20 protein-coding genes and 1 riboswitch are annotated in these 16,491 nt (G+C 38.7%); of the genes, 10 read left to right on the top strand and 10 right to left on the bottom strand.

Annotation, left to right across the window (positions count from 1 at the left end):
* The first annotated feature begins 60 nt into the window (after positions 1-60).
* From putP to ACOZIR_RS16380, 3 genes are all read left to right on the top strand, one after another.
* Complete coding sequence (gene putP / locus ACOZIR_RS16390) at positions 61-1,539, top strand: sodium/proline symporter PutP (RefSeq protein WP_045293853.1); 1,479 nt, start codon at positions 61-63, stop codon at positions 1,537-1,539.
* A gap of 100 nt (positions 1,540-1,639) precedes the next feature.
* Complete coding sequence (locus ACOZIR_RS16385) at positions 1,640-2,299, top strand: SIMPL domain-containing protein (protein ID WP_310879137.1); 660 nt, start codon at positions 1,640-1,642, stop codon at positions 2,297-2,299.
* 62 nt (positions 2,300-2,361) lie between these two features.
* Positions 2,362-2,628 (top strand): hypothetical protein, encoded by a 267-nt coding sequence (locus tag ACOZIR_RS16380; protein WP_045293851.1) that lies wholly within the window; start codon positions 2,362-2,364, stop codon positions 2,626-2,628.
* A 35-nt stretch (positions 2,629-2,663) separates the two neighbouring features.
* Here the strand turns inward: ACOZIR_RS16380 and ACOZIR_RS16375 are convergent, their stop codons facing one another.
* The 5 genes from ACOZIR_RS16375 to ACOZIR_RS16355 form a co-directional block, all read right to left on the bottom strand.
* Positions 2,664-3,845 (bottom strand): trans-sulfuration enzyme family protein, encoded by a 1,182-nt coding sequence (locus tag ACOZIR_RS16375; protein WP_014460952.1) that lies wholly within the window; start codon positions 3,843-3,845, stop codon positions 2,664-2,666.
* Positions 3,829-4,974, bottom strand: coding sequence for a trans-sulfuration enzyme family protein (locus tag ACOZIR_RS16370; protein ID WP_045293849.1), 1,146 nt, complete (start codon positions 4,972-4,974; stop codon positions 3,829-3,831). Before ACOZIR_RS16370 ends, ACOZIR_RS16375 begins: the two co-directional genes overlap by 17 nt.
* Before the next feature lie 71 nt (positions 4,975-5,045).
* A riboswitch (SAM riboswitch) is annotated at positions 5,046-5,163 on the bottom strand.
* 166 nt (positions 5,164-5,329) lie between these two features.
* Positions 5,330-5,992: a hypothetical protein gene (locus ACOZIR_RS16365; RefSeq protein ID WP_028407978.1), complete on the bottom strand. Its 663-nt coding sequence runs from the start codon at positions 5,990-5,992 to the stop codon at positions 5,330-5,332.
* Between the two features lie 69 nt (positions 5,993-6,061).
* Positions 6,062-7,117 (bottom strand): spore coat protein, encoded by a 1,056-nt coding sequence (locus ACOZIR_RS16360; RefSeq protein ID WP_412761995.1) that lies wholly within the window; start codon positions 7,115-7,117, stop codon positions 6,062-6,064.
* Positions 7,118-7,335: 218 nt separating this feature from the next.
* Positions 7,336-8,421, bottom strand: a complete 1,086-nt coding sequence (locus ACOZIR_RS16355) for a CotH kinase family protein (protein ID WP_328119983.1) — start codon at positions 8,419-8,421, stop codon at positions 7,336-7,338.
* A gap of 171 nt (positions 8,422-8,592) precedes the next feature.
* Here ACOZIR_RS16355 and ACOZIR_RS16350 point away from each other — a divergent pair, with 171 nt between their 5' ends.
* Together ACOZIR_RS16350 and ACOZIR_RS16345 are read left to right on the top strand one after the other, a co-directional pair.
* A complete protein-coding gene (locus ACOZIR_RS16350; RefSeq protein WP_421535712.1) occupies positions 8,593-9,069 on the top strand; it encodes a CotG/ExsB N-terminal domain-containing protein in 477 nt (158 codons plus the stop codon).
* Between the two features lie 145 nt (positions 9,070-9,214).
* Complete coding sequence (locus ACOZIR_RS16345; RefSeq protein WP_169746687.1) at positions 9,215-9,361, top strand: hypothetical protein; 147 nt, start codon at positions 9,215-9,217, stop codon at positions 9,359-9,361.
* A 31-nt stretch (positions 9,362-9,392) separates the two neighbouring features.
* Here the strand turns inward: ACOZIR_RS16345 and ACOZIR_RS16340 are convergent, their stop codons facing one another.
* A complete protein-coding gene (locus ACOZIR_RS16340; RefSeq protein WP_013056116.1) occupies positions 9,393-9,806 on the bottom strand; it encodes a YppG family protein in 414 nt (137 codons plus the stop codon).
* 230 nt (positions 9,807-10,036) lie between these two features.
* Here ACOZIR_RS16340 and ACOZIR_RS16335 point away from each other — a divergent pair, with 230 nt between their 5' ends.
* Complete coding sequence (locus tag ACOZIR_RS16335) at positions 10,037-10,231, top strand: YppF family protein (RefSeq protein ID WP_013056115.1); 195 nt, start codon at positions 10,037-10,039, stop codon at positions 10,229-10,231.
* Positions 10,232-10,356: 125 nt separating this feature from the next.
* Positions 10,357-10,527: a hypothetical protein gene (locus tag ACOZIR_RS16330; protein ID WP_165573332.1), complete on the top strand. Its 171-nt coding sequence runs from the start codon at positions 10,357-10,359 to the stop codon at positions 10,525-10,527.
* A 90-nt stretch (positions 10,528-10,617) separates the two neighbouring features.
* On the opposite strand, the gene ACOZIR_RS16325 is transcribed toward ACOZIR_RS16330, so the two are convergent.
* The 3 genes from ACOZIR_RS16325 to ACOZIR_RS16315 form a co-directional block, all read right to left on the bottom strand.
* Complete coding sequence (locus ACOZIR_RS16325; protein ID WP_169746686.1) at positions 10,618-10,755, bottom strand: hypothetical protein; 138 nt, start codon at positions 10,753-10,755, stop codon at positions 10,618-10,620.
* Between the two features lie 166 nt (positions 10,756-10,921).
* Positions 10,922-11,272, bottom strand: coding sequence for a YppE family protein (locus ACOZIR_RS16320; protein ID WP_045293845.1), 351 nt, complete (start codon positions 11,270-11,272; stop codon positions 10,922-10,924).
* Positions 11,273-11,317: 45 nt separating this feature from the next.
* Positions 11,318-11,572 carry a hypothetical protein gene (locus tag ACOZIR_RS16315; RefSeq protein WP_029325131.1) on the bottom strand — a complete coding sequence of 85 codons (255 nt, stop codon included), beginning with the start codon at positions 11,570-11,572 and terminating at the stop codon, positions 11,318-11,320.
* A gap of 227 nt (positions 11,573-11,799) precedes the next feature.
* On the opposite strand from ACOZIR_RS16315, the gene ACOZIR_RS16310 reads away from it, so the two are divergent.
* Positions 11,800-11,901, top strand: coding sequence for a hypothetical protein (locus tag ACOZIR_RS16310; protein WP_016763465.1), 102 nt, complete (start codon positions 11,800-11,802; stop codon positions 11,899-11,901).
* Between the two features lie 11 nt (positions 11,902-11,912).
* Here the strand turns inward: ACOZIR_RS16310 and ACOZIR_RS16305 are convergent, their stop codons facing one another.
* Positions 11,913-12,908 (bottom strand): DUF2515 family protein, encoded by a 996-nt coding sequence (locus tag ACOZIR_RS16305; protein WP_328120627.1) that lies wholly within the window; start codon positions 12,906-12,908, stop codon positions 11,913-11,915.
* A gap of 73 nt (positions 12,909-12,981) precedes the next feature.
* Between ACOZIR_RS16305 and recU the strand changes: the two genes are divergently transcribed.
* Together recU and ACOZIR_RS16295 are read left to right on the top strand one after the other, a co-directional pair.
* Positions 12,982-13,581 (top strand): Holliday junction resolvase RecU, encoded by a 600-nt coding sequence (gene recU / locus ACOZIR_RS16300; RefSeq protein WP_045293843.1) that lies wholly within the window; start codon positions 12,982-12,984, stop codon positions 13,579-13,581.
* Between the two features lie 63 nt (positions 13,582-13,644).
* Positions 13,645-16,476, top strand: coding sequence for a PBP1A family penicillin-binding protein (locus tag ACOZIR_RS16295; RefSeq protein WP_310879135.1), 2,832 nt, complete (start codon positions 13,645-13,647; stop codon positions 16,474-16,476).
* Positions 16,477-16,491: the final 15 nt, after the last annotated feature.

The following is a 16,491-nucleotide window of genomic DNA, read 5'->3' as shown; positions in this document are numbered from 1 at the left end:
ATGTTTGCATGGCGAGCAGTCCTCGTCTCATGCATAAAAAATGCATAAAGGGGAGATTTGGTGGATATTGGTGTTTATATTTCACTCGGCATTTACTTTGTAGGAATGCTTGGAATAGGATGGTATGCCTACACAAAAACAACTCAAGACGTATCGGGTTACATGCTAGGCGGACGCGGACTAGGTCCGGCCGTTACTGCGCTTTCAGCTGGCGCTTCAGATATGAGTGGATGGATGTTAATGGGGCTTCCAGGATCCATGTATGTGACAGGTCTTTCAAGTTTATGGCTTGCAGTAGGTTTATCTATTGGTGCTTATTTAAATTATTTAATCCTCGCTCCGCGTCTTCGCACTTATACGGAAGTAGCGAATGACTCCATTACAATTCCAGACTTTTTTGAAAATCGCTTTGGCGACCATGCCAAGATTCTTCGAACAGTATCAGCGATTGTTATCTTTATTTTCTTCACTCTTTATACTTCAGCTGGTATGGTATCAGGCGGACGATTGTTCGAATCGGCATTTGGTGTGAATTATCAAATTGGCTTATTTGTAACAGCATCTGTTGTTATTGCCTACACTCTTTTCGGTGGATTTTTAGCCGTTAGTTTAACAGATTTTGTTCAAGGTGTTATTATGTTTCTTGCCTTAGTTTTAGTACCTATTGTAGCTTTCACCAATGTTGGAGGCGTTAACACAACAATAGATATTGTACAGGACATTAATCCAGCATACCTTGACATTTTTAAAGGTACGACCGTTTTAGGTATTATATCTTTCTTAGCCTGGGGACTTGGCTATTTCGGACAGCCTCATATTATCGTTCGCTTTATGGCTATCTCTTCTGTTAAGGAGTTAAAACCCGCCCGCCGTATTGGAATGAGTTGGATGATTATTTCTATTATTGGTGCTATGCTGACAGGACTTGTTGGGATTGCATATGTAGAAAAAACAGGTATGAAATTAGCAGATCCTGAAACTATTTTTATTAAATTTGCGGATATACTCTTCAATCCGTTAATTACTGGATTTTTATATGCAGCTTTACTAGCGGCAATTATGAGTACCATTTCTTCTCAGCTGCTTGTAACGGCAAGCTCTGTTACAGAAGACTTTTATAAAACATTTTTCCGACGCAAGGCCTCTGACAAAGAGCTTGTGACGGTTGGAAGAGCTGCGGTTTTAGGTGTTGCAATTATAGGTATTTTGCTTTCTTTAAAACCTAGTGATACGATTTTAGGGCTGGTTGGATATGCTTGGGCTGGATTTGGTTCAGCTTTTGGTCCTGCTATTTTACTAAGTCTTTACTGGAAGCGTATGACTCGATGGGGAGCACTTGCAGGGATGATTGTAGGTGCTGCTACAGTATTAATTTGGGTAAATACTCCATTGAAGGATGCCCTTTATGAAATGATTCCTGGATTTTTCTTAAGCTTGCTGGCTGTTATTGTAGTAAGTATGTTAACAAAAAAGCCTTCAGAAGCTGTAGAAGATCAATTTAGAAACATGGAAAGCGTATTAGAACAGCATACAAAATAGTAAAAAAAGTACACAAGTTACGACTTGTGTACTTTTTGCTTTTAATGCAAGCCATACAGTCATATATATGTACTAAAGACGGATTAAGGAGGGTTTTTACATGCAACATTCTTATTTCCCTTATGAACCTACACAGCAACTGCGCGTAGATACACAAAATAGAGAAATTAAAGTAATTGGTGAAGGAAGTGCTTCAGCAGTTCCAAATGAAATTTCCCTGACGATTGGAACCCGGACGGAAAACCGAGACGTTCAAGAAGCCTTAAAAGAAAATTCAGCTGTTTCAAATACTTTGCTGCAAGAGATAAAAAAACTTGGAATCAATGACCAGCAAATTGAAACAGCTTCATTCACCATAAATCCTAAATATGATTACAGCGATGGAAAATCGACTCTTACAGGATACGAAGTACAGCATTTGTTTAGAGTAAGAGTACAGGATGTAAAACAAGCTGGCGATGTTTATAACGCTACGTTTTCAAGCGGAGCCAACGTAGCGCAAGATCTTCAATTTCACGTTACAAATGATGATAAATATGAACAAGAAGCGATTAGTAAAGCTTTATTAAATGCTAAAGAAAAGGCCTTTACCATTGCCAACACGCTGCAGCTCCCTATTAACCAAATTCCTATTTTAATCGAAGAAGGACCCGTCTATCAGTCATCTGGCTCCTCGCCTAAGTTATTAGCAGCCTCTCCCCCTATTCAAGCTCAGTCCTTGACTGTATCTGCTTCTGTAAAAGTTACGTACACGTATTAATACTTATGGTAAACTATAGATTATTATAATGAAGAAACTAATCTAAAGGAGCTCTTTGCACAATGACTTCTGAACATTTACTAGCAGCTTATCAGACCCTATGGTTGAACCGTTCGTTCGCTTCTAAACAAGCCATGGCAAGTGAAGATCAGCTTCACGAAGCCATTCTGAAAGATTTAAAAGATGAAATGACTCATCCACGCGTTCGGCAAACACCGTATGTAAAATATCATCTTGGCATCAAAAGAATTCTAAACAGCAGTCTTTCCTCTGATGAAAAAGTTGCGCTTACGTCCCTATACACAGACCTTTTAGATAGCTGTATATAACAAGAAAAAGGACTTCCTTGATGGAAGTCCTTTTTTTATTTAATTAACGCTTTTTCTTCTAAGCTTTGAAAAACAGCGTTAAAGTCTTGCTTCAAATCCTCGAATTCCTCTAACCCTACTGAAAGGCGAAGAAGTGAATCAGTAATTCCTTTTTCTTCACGTACTTCTTTTGGGATACTTGCATGAGACATTGTTGCAGGATGCGTTAGAATGGATTCAACTGCACCTAGACTAACGCCGATTGAAGCCAATTTGACTCCTTGCAAAATATGTCGTGCTACTTTTTCATCCTGTACTTGGAAAGAAATCATAGCTCCGTATCCATTTGCTTGTTCTGAAATGAGTTTGTGGTCTGGATGACTTTTTAAACCTGGGTAGTATACACGGCTCACTAGAGATTGTTCTTCAAGCCACTTTGCAAACTGCAGCGCTGTTTTTAACTGTTGATCTAAACGAACTTTTAATGTCTTAATGCCTCGAAGCAGTAAAAAACAATCCTGTGGTCCTAAGATAGCACCAAAAGCATTTTGTACAAACTTTACTTCTTCCGCTAGCTTTTCATCGCTTACCACAACTAGACCGCCAATGACGTCACTGTGACCGCTGATATATTTTGTAGCACTATGAATTACAATATTTACACCAAGGTCAATCGGCTGCTGTAGATAAGGCGTTAAAAACGTGTTATCCACAATTGTAAGGAGATTGCGCTCTTTCGCCAAACTTGCTACTGCTTTAATATCCGTTACCTGTAAAAATGGATTTGAAGGGCTTTCGATATAAATAGCCTTCGTATCTTTTGTGATAGCTTCTTCTACTTTTTCAACCTTCGTTGTATCAACAAAAGTTGTTTTGATACCAAACTTTGAAAATAATCGTGTTAATACACGATATGTCCCGCCGTACGTATCGTGTGAAACTAAAATTTCATCCCCTGATTCAAAAATAGATAACACCGATGAGATAGCAGCCATACCTGACGAAAAAGCAAAGCCAGCGTATCCATTTTCTAGCTGAGCAATGGTGTTTTCTAAAGCCTCACGAGTTGGATTTCCTGAACGAGAATAGTCATAGCGGCCGTTGTTCGTCTCATCTTCTTGGTTAAATGTAGATACCTGATAAATAGGTACGTTAACTGCTCCAAAATGACCGTCAATTCCTGTATTTGCATGAATTAAGTTCGTACCAAATCTATGTTTATTATTGTTGGTATGCATCAAATGCCTCCTTCAAATCTTTAATTAAATCATCTGCGTGCTCAATTCCAACAGATAATCGCAGTAAACAGTTTGTTACTCCGACACGGTTTCGAATTTCCTCCGGAATGTCAGCGTGTGTTTGACGAGCTGGGAATGTCATTAAACTTTCCACGCCTCCTAAGCTTTCTGCAAATGTAATAACTTTGACATTTTCCAAAAGCGTGGACACGATGTCAGGGTGTGAGACAGCAAAAGAAATCATGCCTCCAAATCCAGTTGCTTGTTTCTTCATGATTTCATAGCCCGGATGTGTTTCAAGACCAGGGTAATACACTTTTTCCACGAGATCATGAGCAGTAAGCCACTTTGCAATTTTCAGTGCGTTTTCGTTATGCTTTTCCATACGAAGCGCTAGCGTTTTAACACCGCGCAATAACAGCCAGCTATCTTGTGGACCTAAGATTGCCCCAGCTGCATTTTGATAAAAACGAATTCTTTCTCCTAAGCTACTACATCGAGCGACTACAAGACCAGCAACTACATCATTATGACCTCCAATGTATTTGCTCGCACTATGTATCACGATATCTGCTCCAAGCTCTAAAGGACGCTGATAGTAAGGGGACATGAATGTATTGTCAACGATCGTAAGCAAATCATGCTGTTTAGCTAACGCAATTGCTTCTGGCAAATCAGTTACGTGCATCATTGGATTTGTAGGTGTTTCAATAAATACAGCTTTCGTATTGGGACGAAGCGCATCTTTCACTTGCTCGAGATGGGCTGTGTTGACGTACGAAACAGTAATTCCTTGCTCTGAAAAGATTTCATTTAGTACTCGGTACGTTCCTCCGTATAAATCCTCTGATACAATTAAATGATCTCCGTTTTTAAATAGTGCTAAAACTGCCATTACACCCGCCATTCCTGAAGCGAATGCTACTCCTACTTCGCCTTTTTCTAAAGCAGCAATTGCTTCTTCCAATGCTGTACGAGTAGGATTTGCCGTACGCGCATAGTCAAATCCTGTACTTTGCCCTAAAGCAGGATGAGCAAATGTTGATGCTTGGTAAATGGGTGTTGTAATAGAACCTGTTGAAGGGTCACGACCTACTCCTGAACGAACTAATAAAGTTTCAATTTTCATCTATTTCTCTCCTTAACTCAAAATAAAAAACACTCTTCACAGATGGAAGAGTGTTCGTTTATACACGATTTCTCTCATCTGTTAGAACAATACTGATGTTCCACAGGAATTAGCACCGTTCAAATGAATGTTTCATTTGATGGTTGCCGGGCATCGCAGGGCCAGTCCCTCCGCCACTCTTGATAAGAGTTCTATATAATTGTTGGTGGTTAACGTTTGTTGTTACTAACTTTAATAAAGATTTTCTTTATTGTCAACATAATTTTCTAAAAAATTTAAATCATCTCATTTGTTTATTCAATATACTTGTCCTGATAAGCACATAAAAAAAGAGACGACACCGAGGTCTCTTTTTCTAAGGCAAGTGCACAGATTTTACATGAGCTAGCTTCCAATACATACTTTCTCCATTTGCCGTAATTAGTTCAACAATATTATTAGAAACTTCTTTAAGTACGCCAATTTTTTCTGATTGATCCCCTAAATCTAATACGACCAGTTGATTTTCATATTTTTTAAGCTGCTCTTCAAAGTTTCTGACAAAAGGTGCAGAGGCGGGCCTTACTGGCAGCTCTTTGTCACTTAAAGAATAAGGGGTTAACTCATTACTGTAAGGGGTAAGCCATTTCAAATGATGCAGAGAAACAAAGACATTCTTATACACTGGAGAATAAAATACAAGATAATCATTCAGCACGCTTGTAATATAGCCATGCAATGATTTCCCTCCCGTTACATAAATTTCAATAAACTTCCCTTTTGCCTGCTGTAAAATATTACGATAAGAAATCCGCTGACTTTCTTCTATTAAGTTCTCTTCTATTTCACGTAAAACCGTATAGTCTTCTTCCGATACTTCCCGCAAACCATGCATGTGTAAAAGAGGAATATACAAATAATCATGTCCATTATACAAAACCATAATATCTAATCCAAGATCAATAAGTCTGCCAACAAATGTCGTTTTACCTGAAATATCTAACTCCACAATTTTATTGATATAATGATTCATACTCATTCTCATTCTCCTCCTTTTTCCTATATGATAGAAAAGGTGCTTTATAAGCACCTTTTATGTTCCATTTCATCATGCTTTCCAACGATAATTTTTCGTTTTAATAACTTTCTCTGCCGGTGCTGAAGAGCGTGAACCCGTACGGCGTCCTCGAGAACGATCCCCTGTGCGTCCTCCCGTGCGGCGTCCTCGAGAGCGATCATCTGTGCGCCCTCCCGTACGGCGTCCTGTACGTCCACCTGTGCGGCTTCCTGTACGTTCTTCTGTAGACTTTGCAGCTTCAGTCTCTCCATTTTCTTCTGTTTCCTCATTGTTTTGATTGTTATCGTTTTGCTTAAAAGCCCCTTTTGCTCCTACACAAATGGTTTTAACATGTCTCGGCTGTAAGCGTAATACTTGATTATTCTGCACAAGTGTAAATGTACCATTTCGGCTTTGTACTAGCACGCCCTCTACAGCTTCAGGTCCTCCATTATTGATTGATACCCATTTATGGGAAAGGTGAGCAAAAAGATCGTTAAAGCTTTTAGATTTCATATATTCTGGTTCTTGACTCACTAAGAGTTCATTTGCAGATTGAGTAGTTTGATCTCCATTGTTGTTTTGATATTCACTCACACTCTTAACGTGTTCAGTATTAATATAGATGATACCGTCGTCCTCTGTGAGTAATACTATATAAGCAGATTCAAATGAACCTAAGACATCAAGAAGTTGACCTGCTTTTTTCTCAGGCCCACCTTGGTTAACCTGCACATATTTAGTTTTCATCAATGATAAAGTTCCTGCAAAAGTTTTTCCTCGATACAATTCTAATTCTGTGCTAATTCCGGTAAACGTTTGTGCCGAATTTGACATAGTATCTTCAGTAATACTTTTTACATGCGCTAAGTGATAATATACAAGTGTATATTCTTGCTGATTATTATTTTGGTTGTTTTGATTGTTTTGATTGTTATTTTCACCATTATTGTTATTATTGTTATTATTGCTTTCCACTGCTAAGATTAAATAGTCTGACTGCACGTCAACCAAATAACCTGTTTTAGATTCAGGTCCTCCACGATAAACAGTCACCACTCTTCCTTTTAGGGGTTTGAAGTGAGAAGAATAGCCTTTATCAGGCATTTGTATATTTCGGCTGCGTTTTTGGCTTGATTTTTGGCGTGGATTTTGATTTTGCTCTTGTTCTTGGCCATAGTAATAGTTACTCATTGTTTTTCCTCCTTATTAGTTATCCTTATTGGTCATTCATACTGTATATATACGTATCATGTACAGCTATTGATTTCCTGCATTTGCCTATTATTAACAAAATCCACTGTTGCCTATAAATCTATCCATTTTTAAAGAGTCAAAAGGTTATTTTTAATATACGCTGTTCGTTCTTTTATAAAAGACAGCATAAATTCGGGTTCTTTATAAAATTGCTCTAAGTTATCTTTTACGTAAGGATCTTTTAATACATATGGAGCAATATACTCATGCAGTTGATAAATGATTGGTTTCATGTATTCTATTGTAAATTGATTATTTAGAACATTGTTCATTTTTTTAATATATCGCTTTTTAATGCTGTTCACCGCCAGTAAGCGAGCTGTAAGCGTATTAAATCCTTGTGCACGGACATAGTCTCCTTCCATTACTTTTCCATTTACATCTCTTCCCCAAGTTGCATCATAATCCCATGGAATCAGTTCAAAACGCCCGCTTTCATGATTTAGATAGAGCGCATAGTTATGGACAAAACCGTCGTAATTCTGCATACAAATAATACCGACTAGCCAAGATAAGTAGCGGTCGACGTTCAGGTACTTCTCAATATTCTGTTCGAATTCCGTATTTGTCCAGGTATTAAGATTAAATATAAACTTTTCTAATTTTTCCTCATCCCCTTCTCTCACTGCTTTATCTTCATATCCAGATAACAAAGTTGTTTTCGGCTTTTTATCCAAATCGCTCATCAAAGAAAAATTAGCATCTCCGTCCACTGCATAAAATATGGATCCATCCGCTAAATTTCTTTTTTTCAAAAATAGTTCATCTACCGATTCGAGCTGAAGATATATTCCTTCATTTTTCCCATTAATCTTAAGAGTGACAAACTGAGAGTGAGGAGATAAAACATCTAAAGAAGAGAAAAAATCGAGGGACAATTTGTTGCGCATAAGCGATGGATCTTTATATTCAGCGTTTAGGTGTATTTCTTTGGCACGCTGAAATATCTTCGGAGAATAAAATTCAATATAATATGACTTTTTCTTCATCTTCCGAATATGGGAGCCTCTTAGCAGCAAATCAATATCGTAGCGTTTTTTGTTAAACTTCATCGTTGCCTGAACCGCTTCTTCTGACCAAATATCTCTTTGCATTTCCTTTAAATCTTTTACATTCACAAACAGAGCGTATTGAGGGATTTCTTTTTGCTTCATTATTCGACCACCTTTCTTCAATTATTAAAGTATATGAAGGGAAAATTCTCCATGATACCCCACCGCATCAACTATTTCCGTAAACTCCACTTTTGACTCATATCAAGGACAAGCATCAGCGCGTATTCTATTAATGCAAGACCTAGTCCAATTGCCAAGGAGGTTTTTGTATTGCATATTACACCTGAAAAAATTAAAGAGGCTGCTGAAGCCCTAGAATGTACAGAACTGAAATCTTTTATGTTTCAAGAGCCAACTGCCGGTCCACTAACAAAGCCGCGTCGCTCTTCTCGTAGCACTCGCCGTTCTACCCGCGGTACGCGTCGCTCTTCTCGCGGCTCTCGTCGTTCTACTCGCCGCTCTCATCGCTCTACTCGTCGTTCTCGCCGTTCTACTCGCCGCTCTCGCCGTTCTACTCGCCGCTCTCGCCGTTCTACTCGCCGCTCTCGCCGTTCTACTCGCCGCTCTCGCCGTTCTACTCGCCGCTCTCGCCGTTCTACTCGCCGCTCTCGCCGTTCTACTCGCCGCTCTCGCCGTTCTACTCGCCGCTCTCGCCGTTCTACTCGCCGCTCTCGCCGTTCTACCCGCCGCTCTCGTCGTTCTACTCGCCGCTCTCGTCTTTCTACTCGCCGCTCTCGTCGTTCTTAATTTCTCTAAACACTCATCTTTATTGCAAAAAAAAGCCGAAGAACCATGAGTGTCTTCGGCGTTTTTTTCCAGTTATAGAAGGGGCACATTTGGAAATATACTAAGATGGGATGTTATTCATTTTACATAGAAAAGGAGAGCTTTTATGAAAAAAAGCAAGCATCAAATCTCAACTTCATCAACAACAGATATCGAAGAAGTCAAACGTTTAAATGCTCAGTCTGGATTAACTTACAATGAAGTATTTGCACTTCTTGGAGAAACCTATTTAAAAAATCAAAAGAAGAAATAATAAGCAGGGACTAGAAACCATCTTCTAGTCCTTATACTTTGAAAATCCCGGAAAATCCTTTTACTAAGGATGTTAATTGGTTCATGGCTCCCATCATCTGCCCCGCAGTATTCATCATCTTGTTCATATCGTAATTGCCATCACTCGATTTAAACTGAGACATTAATGACTGAAATTGAGAAGGCTGAGGCTTTTGCTGCTGAGCTTTAGGGTATGGATTAAAAGGCGCACCTGCATTATTGTACATGGGCTGCTGATACATTCCGTTCATATAGGGAATTTGCTGAGGACCAAAAGGCATTTGTTGCTGAGCGTACGGATGTTGCGGCATATAAGCTTCCGTCCATGGCTGCTGGTGATACTGTGGAAATGGATGTACCTGACTTAAATCAAAACGTTCTGGTTGATGTTGCTCATAATACGGATAGTGCTTACTTGTATACATGCAAAATCAATACCTCCTTTTTAATATTACATAATATATAGTATGTATGCAGAAATAAGAGGTGACGTTCGTCTACTTGTACTTTTGGAGAACGCATTCAAAAATATGTAGGTTTCTGTCGAAAGTTTAAATTTTTCAAAAAAACGAGATTTTTTAAATATATGGTACGATAAGAACAAGTGATACTACCTATACGTAGTGGCACAAATGGGGATTAGGAGGGAATTTACATGTATGTGAACGAACTTCAAGAAGCTTTTATTGCGGTGAAACAATATGAGCCGCAGTCAAGTAATGAATTACTCGATTTTGCTCAGCAGCAGTATTTAAAAGGTTTTTTAACTCCTATGAATTACAAAGCCGCTGTACGTGAACTCGAACAAATTGGAGCTACTAAGCCCGATTTTAGTGCACAAGATGATTAATTTTTTTACTACCACCGAGAAATCGGTGGTTTCTTTGTTTCCGATAAAGTGGACACATACTTCTTTTTTGACTTGTTTATACTATAAAAGCTTTAACGTAGTATTCAATAAAGGAGGTCTATCTCATGAGTCGTGGAAAACATTTTGATCACAAAAAGCAGGGACAAAGTGCAGTAAATAAAACAAATAACGCCGTTGCTTCTAAACATACCGAAAAAGTTGATTATCATATCGATACAGTCGCTTCACAAGATCACCCAGCTGTTTCTATCCAATCTCAAAAAGATTTTGATTAACTTTTTATTGATCATGATAAAAAGAGGCTGGGACATAACAAAATGAATCCAATCTAGAAACGAACAAATGGGATACATGAGCTGAACCGCTTATGGCACCGCAGTTGATCTACGTGCAAGGCTTCGCTTTCCGCGGGCGGCCGATGAGCCTCCTCGTCGCTTGCGCTTCTGCGGGGTCTCATCTGTTCCGCTTTTCCCGCAGGAGCCTTCGCCTTGCCCTCCAATCAACTACTCGAAGGAACGAAACAGATGAAACCTATGCTGATCATCAAAAAAACAAACTACGAATCAAAAAAATGATCGATAGTTCGTTTTTCACTTCGAGTAAAATACTTTTGTTACCATCTCATACATAGAAAATCCCCACCTTGTAGATCTTAACGGAAGGCCGGGATTAATTATTCAATATCGACTCGAGCACATACTTATTTGAGTGATACATCTTTTTAAATCGCTTTTCTCGCGTCTCGGGATAAAATGACTGTAGTACAACGTTTTGTAAATTTTCTTTTAACGTCTCTACTTGATTAACATGAATATATTTTGGTCGCTCTTTCTTCAGCCATTCGGTTACGAGACTAGCCCAGCCATCAAGTTCTTTGAAGAAAATATCTCCATAAGGTTTTACTTCTTCAAAAAATTTAACTTCATAATTTTCTTCTTGTTGAATAGACGCTAATCGTTCTACAGCTACTTCATTATATTGAAACATGATTTCCGTACTTTTTTTCACATCTTCATTCATCGTTATTCGTCACCTCTACGATGACTATTGTAACATAAACAATCTTTATACTGTATGAAGAACCATTTCTCTTCGGCTTCTACTCCATTCTGTTTCGGAAGGCATGCTTTCATACACAGCTACTTCAATTTCTTGCAGTGATTGGTCAATGCGATGAACTTGTTCCATATATGTTTCTTCACAATGTGTAAATGCTTCATTTATAGATGTAGACATCGTTTTATCCACTAGATCTACTTGCTCTAGTAAGCTATCTAATAAAGTCATCATTTCGCTTGTTTTAACCATACTTTGTTTCATCGCCATCCCTCCAAATTTTCCTTTGCATAACGTATTCTCTTTTTTATTCAATGTCCCTTCACACATGACAAAACTAGTTTCTATTCGTCAAAGAAAGATGTTTTCGACATTTTCATTTATGGTGAATCGAAAGAGAACATATTGAAAACACTAGTATAGACATTTCAGCTAAGCTGATACATTCTGCTGCTGAACGTTCATTACAACATGATAGGAGGTGCCTAGATATGGCCAACAAACAGCAAAAATCACAGCCTAAAAATAAGCCTGAAACAAAAACCTACGGTGATCCTAAAAAGTTAAACGGTCCTAACCAGCCTTCTACTTAAGAACAAAACGGTCACTTGTGGCCGTTTTTATTTACATTAACTACTTGCGCTACTTTCATTAATATATGCAGCTGCTTTTGCTTTTGAAGATACCACTTTGTAAAATGAACTTTCTTTGGAAAAGGCGGCTTTTTCATCAGCTTGTGTTCCTCTTTTTTTGTTAAAAACCACTTTTCTCTCTTTTTTTCATGATGTCTAATAGCCGGATACACCTTTCGAAGTGCAGGTGTACAGCAACTGGTTTCATCCACAAAATACTGCTCATAATCGTATCTCGAACCCGTATGCTTTGTTTTCAAAGAAAATTCATAAAACAAGGGATAATACTTTTCATGAAATAATAAAGCCGCTAATTTCTTCCCCAAATCAATCCGATTATTTACTTTTGTAAAATCATGAACAGAACAACCGTATAGCTCCCCTTTTGTAGTAGGAAAAAGGACGGAGCTAAAGTGGAATATATCTTGAAAAAAAAACAGCATACTTTTAAACACTTTATCTTGATAAAAAGGCTGTTCAATAACGGGCTTTTGAATAACGTGCTGCTCATTCACAATTAACGCATGAATAAGCTCCAGTTCACAAGGTTTCTGCATAAATTGCCTCCACTTCTCTTCGATAAAAGATGAAACATTTAAATAGGGAAGTAAATGAAGGTAAGAGACATGTTTTTTACGCGAAACAGCATACAATAGTAATTGAGGGAAGGCATCTTTGAAAATAAGCCAATTTGCTCTTTCATACGTCAAAAATAATAAATCGCGCGTTTGCTTTGATAACGCTTTTTTCATGTTTTCCCCTTGCAAATCACACATATTCCACCCTGCGTTTCGGGATACCATACTTGCGAGAAATGCCCACTTTACTTCAGGATATCTATGATAAAAAGTTGCATAAGCTTGGGTTCTTGATATATTATCAATATTCAGCTTGTCTGTTTTTTTTTTAATCGCCGTCAACAGCGCTTGTTCCGAACTATTGAGTGACATCTCTTCATCTTCTTTCATCTATTTTTATTTGTAGGATTTGGTATAATAGAATTTGTTTGTTTAATAGATTTACACTAAAGGAGTGATGGTTATGATTCGCTATCCTAACGGAAAGGCCTATAAGCCATTGAATACCAGCAGTCCTTCCCCTAAAAAGCTAGAAGCTAGCTATAGCAATCGTGGCATGACGCTGGAGGACGATTTAAACGAAACAAATGAATACTATGTTTCAAAAGGAATAGCCATTGTTCACAAAAAACCAACCCCTGTTCAAATTGTAAAAGTAGACTATCCGAAGAGAAGTGCCGCTGTTATCAAAGAAGCTTATTTTAAACAGGCCTCTACTACAGACTATAATGGCGTCTATAAAGGAAAACACCTTGACTTTGAAGCAAAAGAAACGAGAAATAAAACCTCATTTCCTCTGCGTAATTTTCATGAACATCAAATTGAACATATGAAGCAAATTGTGAAACAAAACGGGGTTTGTTTCGTTATATTAATGTTCTCTACTTTACAAGAAATATACTTGTTCGAAGCACAGTTCCTTTTTCCTTATTGGGATGCCATGAAAAAAGATGGACGAAAATCAATCCCTAAGGCAGATATTGAAAAAAAAGGACATTTCATCGAACTTGGTTACCATCCGAGAATCGATTACATAAAAACTATAGATAAATTATACTTTTAAGAGTATGATATATATGTTTACGGAAATCATTCTCTTACAATGCGTTGAAAGGTAGGAGTTTTTATGTCAGATAATTATCGCTCTCGTGAAGAACGACGAAGAGCTATGAATGACAACAAACCAGAAGGTAAATCTCAAGGAAAACCGAAAAAGAAGAAAAAAGGAGGCCTATTTCGTAAAATTGTTGCCGCAGTTTTACTGATAGGAATCATCGGGCTCATTGCCGGAGTGGGAACTTTTTTTGCTATGATAAGCGATGCTCCAAAAGTGGATGACTCGGTATTAAAAAACTCTTTTTCATCTAAAGTATATGCAAACGATGGAAAGACAGTTGTAAAAGAAATTGGAGCTCAAAAACGTACATATGTGCAATACGATGAAATCCCTCAAGTCGTCAAAAACGCATTTATCGCTACGGAAGACGTTCGTTTTTATAAACATCACGGCGTCGACTTTTACCGTATTGGCGGAGCATTAATGGCGAACTTTAAAAACGGCTTCGGTGCTGAGGGCGGTAGTACGATTACTCAGCAAGTGGTAAAGAACTCGTTCTTATCACCAAAGAAGACGGTTAAACGTAAAGTACAAGAAATGTGGTTAGCTTACCAGCTTGAGCGCAAATATTCGAAGCAACAAATTCTTGAAATGTATTTAAACAAAATATATTTCGCATCAGGTGAAGTATACGGTATTGAACGAGCGGCTGAGAAATTTTACGGAGTTAAAAGCGTAAAAGATTTAACTCTTGATGAAGCTGCTATGTTGGCAGGCTTACCAAAAGCGCCAACTACTTATAACCCAGTTACAAACCCAGAGAATGCTACCAAACGCCGTAACACAGTATTAAACTTAATGGCTAAAAACGGCTTCATTACACAAGCCCAGGCCGACAAAGCAAAACAAGTAGATGTACAGGCTCACTTAGCTAAACAAACTGAATCAACATCTAAGTACGATGTATTTATTGATCAAGTAATCGAGGAAGTAAAAAAGAAAACAGACGCGGATCCATTTTCTGCGGGCTTAGAAATTTATACAACGCTTGACACTAATGCTCAGGACTATGTGGATGATGTGATGAATAACAAAGTAGTCAACTTCCCGAACGATAAATTCCAAGCAGGTCTTGTCGTGGTAGATAATGAAACAGGCGGTATTCAAGCAATTGGAGGCGGACGTAATCGTGTATCAGGCGGCTTAAACTTTGCCACAAATATGAGACGTCAGCCTGGCTCAACAATTAAGCCAATCTTAGATTACGGTCCAGCGATTGAGAACTTAAAGTGGTCTACTGGACAACCGATAAAAGATGAAGAATATCATTATTCAAACGGCACGCCAATCCGAAATTTTGGACGCAACTATAAAGGGTGGGTTTCAGCGCGTGAAGCTTTAGGACGTTCACTGAACATCCCTGCCTTAAAAGCGTTTCAAGCAACCGGTGCGGACAAAGCAAAAGAGTTCGCTACAGGCCTTGGGCTAAAATTAGATGAAGAAGACGGCGAAGCTTATTCTGAATCTTATTCTATCGGAGGCTTCCGTACAGGTGTTACACCTCTACAAATGGCTGGAGCCTATAGTGCTTTTGCAAATGAAGGTATGTACAATGCACCGCATACAGTGACAAAGGTAAAATTCCCTGATGGAACAGAAATTGATTTAACGCCAAAACCAAAACGCGCAATGCAAGATTACACGGCATTTATGATGACGGACATGATGAAATCTGTTGTAAACGAATCATATGGTACAGCTCGTGCTGTTCGTACACCAGGATTAGAAATTGCGGGTAAAACAGGAACTTCGAACTTTAGTGCTGATGAGAAAAAACGATACAATATTCCAGACGCTGGTGAAAAAGACGTTTGGTTTAATGGGTTTACGCCAAACTATACGATTTCCGTATGGACAGGCTATGAAACTGCTAAAGACGGCTATATTTTAAGTGCTAATGAAACAGGCATGGCAAAAAATATCTTTAAGCATGTTATTACTCATATTTCTGAAGGCAAACCTAAAGGAAGTTTCAAGCAGCCGGACAGCGTAGTTGAACGTTCCGTGGAAAAACCAACGGGCAAAGACTTAAAACGCCCAAGCGGCTCTACTCCTTCGAGCTTAATTACGAAAGAATACTTTGTGCGCGGTACTGCACCGACAAAAGTATCTCAAACGTTTGTGAAAAAAGAAAAAGAAGAAAAGAAAGAAGATAAAAAAGAGGACAAAAAAGAGAAAAAAGACAATAAAGATGTGAAGCCAAAAATTACTGCTTCGTATAGCGGAGGAGCAATTTCAGTTAACTGGTCAGCGTCAAACGCAGCCAGTGATACGACCTTTACAGTCACAATGTCCTCTCCTAACGGTTCCGAACAACTCGCATCTGGCGCAGGAGCCGGTGGAAAGACAATTTCCAACCCAGCACCAGGCGCAACGTATAGTTTCACCGTAACAACAAATACGGGCGAAAGCGCTAGTTCTTCTGTAAAAGTCCCTGATTCATCAGATCAAGCTACCGAAGATGATTCTACTAAGCCTGAAGATGACGGAACAACGGACGATAATCAAAATGAAGACAATAGCAACACTGATCAAAACAACGGCTCTGATCAAGGTGACGATTCATCTACTCAGCCGGATGATAACCAAAACAGCAATAATGGCAGCAATAGCAGCGGTAGCAATAGCGGCAATACCGATAATAACAATAACGATAGCGGCAATGCTAACGATGGTAATAACGGCAACAACAATAATAACGGAGGCGCAACAACTCCTCCAGCAGACAACGGTGGAAGTGACTCAGGAAGTCAAACACCACAAACTCCTGCTACACCATCTACACCATCGACGCCGTCAACACCTGCTACACCGCAGCAAGAGCCAACAACTGAAAATTAACGTAGCAGTAAAAAG

The sequence above is a fragment of the Priestia sp. D3YE.R1 genome (genome assembly GCF_049199565.1).
Classification (GTDB): Bacteria; Bacillota; Bacilli; order Bacillales; family Bacillaceae_H; genus Priestia; species Priestia aryabhattai.
This window is presented reverse-complemented; position numbering and strand designations above follow the sequence as displayed.

Bases quoted from the DNA above. Each gene is read 5' to 3' on its own strand.
- ACOZIR_RS16330 (WP_165573332.1), top strand. From the start codon at position 10,357: ATGAGTCGTGGAAAACATTTTGATCACAAAAAGCAGGGACAAAGTGCA.
- ACOZIR_RS16310 (WP_016763465.1), top strand. From the start codon at position 11,800: ATGGCCAACAAACAGCAAAAATCACAGCCTAAAAATAAGCCTGAAACA.
- ACOZIR_RS16340 (WP_013056116.1), bottom strand. From the start codon at position 9,806: ATGTATACAAGTAAGCACTATCCGTATTATGAGCAACATCAACCAGAA.
- ACOZIR_RS16320 (WP_045293845.1), bottom strand. From the start codon at position 11,272: ATGAATGAAGATGTGAAAAAAAGTACGGAAATCATGTTTCAATATAAT.
- ACOZIR_RS16345 (WP_169746687.1), top strand. From the start codon at position 9,215: ATGAAAAAAAGCAAGCATCAAATCTCAACTTCATCAACAACAGATATC.
- ACOZIR_RS16355 (WP_328119983.1), bottom strand. From the start codon at position 8,421: ATGAAGCAAAAAGAAATCCCTCAATACGCTCTGTTTGTGAATGTAAAA.
- ACOZIR_RS16335 (WP_013056115.1), top strand. From the start codon at position 10,037: ATGTATGTGAACGAACTTCAAGAAGCTTTTATTGCGGTGAAACAATAT.
- ACOZIR_RS16305 (WP_328120627.1), bottom strand. From the start codon at position 12,908: ATGAAAGAAGATGAAGAGATGTCACTCAATAGTTCGGAACAAGCGCTG.
- ACOZIR_RS16295 (WP_310879135.1), top strand. From the start codon at position 13,645: ATGTCAGATAATTATCGCTCTCGTGAAGAACGACGAAGAGCTATGAAT.
- ACOZIR_RS16370 (WP_045293849.1), bottom strand. From the start codon at position 4,974: ATGAAAATTGAAACTTTATTAGTTCGTTCAGGAGTAGGTCGTGACCCT.
- ACOZIR_RS16375 (WP_014460952.1), bottom strand. From the start codon at position 3,845: ATGCATACCAACAATAATAAACATAGATTTGGTACGAACTTAATTCAT.
- ACOZIR_RS16385 (WP_310879137.1), top strand. From the start codon at position 1,640: ATGCAACATTCTTATTTCCCTTATGAACCTACACAGCAACTGCGCGTA.
- ACOZIR_RS16380 (WP_045293851.1), top strand. From the start codon at position 2,362: ATGACTTCTGAACATTTACTAGCAGCTTATCAGACCCTATGGTTGAAC.
- ACOZIR_RS16360 (WP_412761995.1), bottom strand. From the start codon at position 7,117: ATGCCTGATAAAGGCTATTCTTCTCACTTCAAACCCCTAAAAGGAAGA.
- recU (WP_045293843.1), top strand. From the start codon at position 12,982: ATGATTCGCTATCCTAACGGAAAGGCCTATAAGCCATTGAATACCAGC.
- ACOZIR_RS16315 (WP_029325131.1), bottom strand. From the start codon at position 11,572: ATGAAACAAAGTATGGTTAAAACAAGCGAAATGATGACTTTATTAGAT.
- ACOZIR_RS16365 (WP_028407978.1), bottom strand. From the start codon at position 5,992: ATGAGTATGAATCATTATATCAATAAAATTGTGGAGTTAGATATTTCA.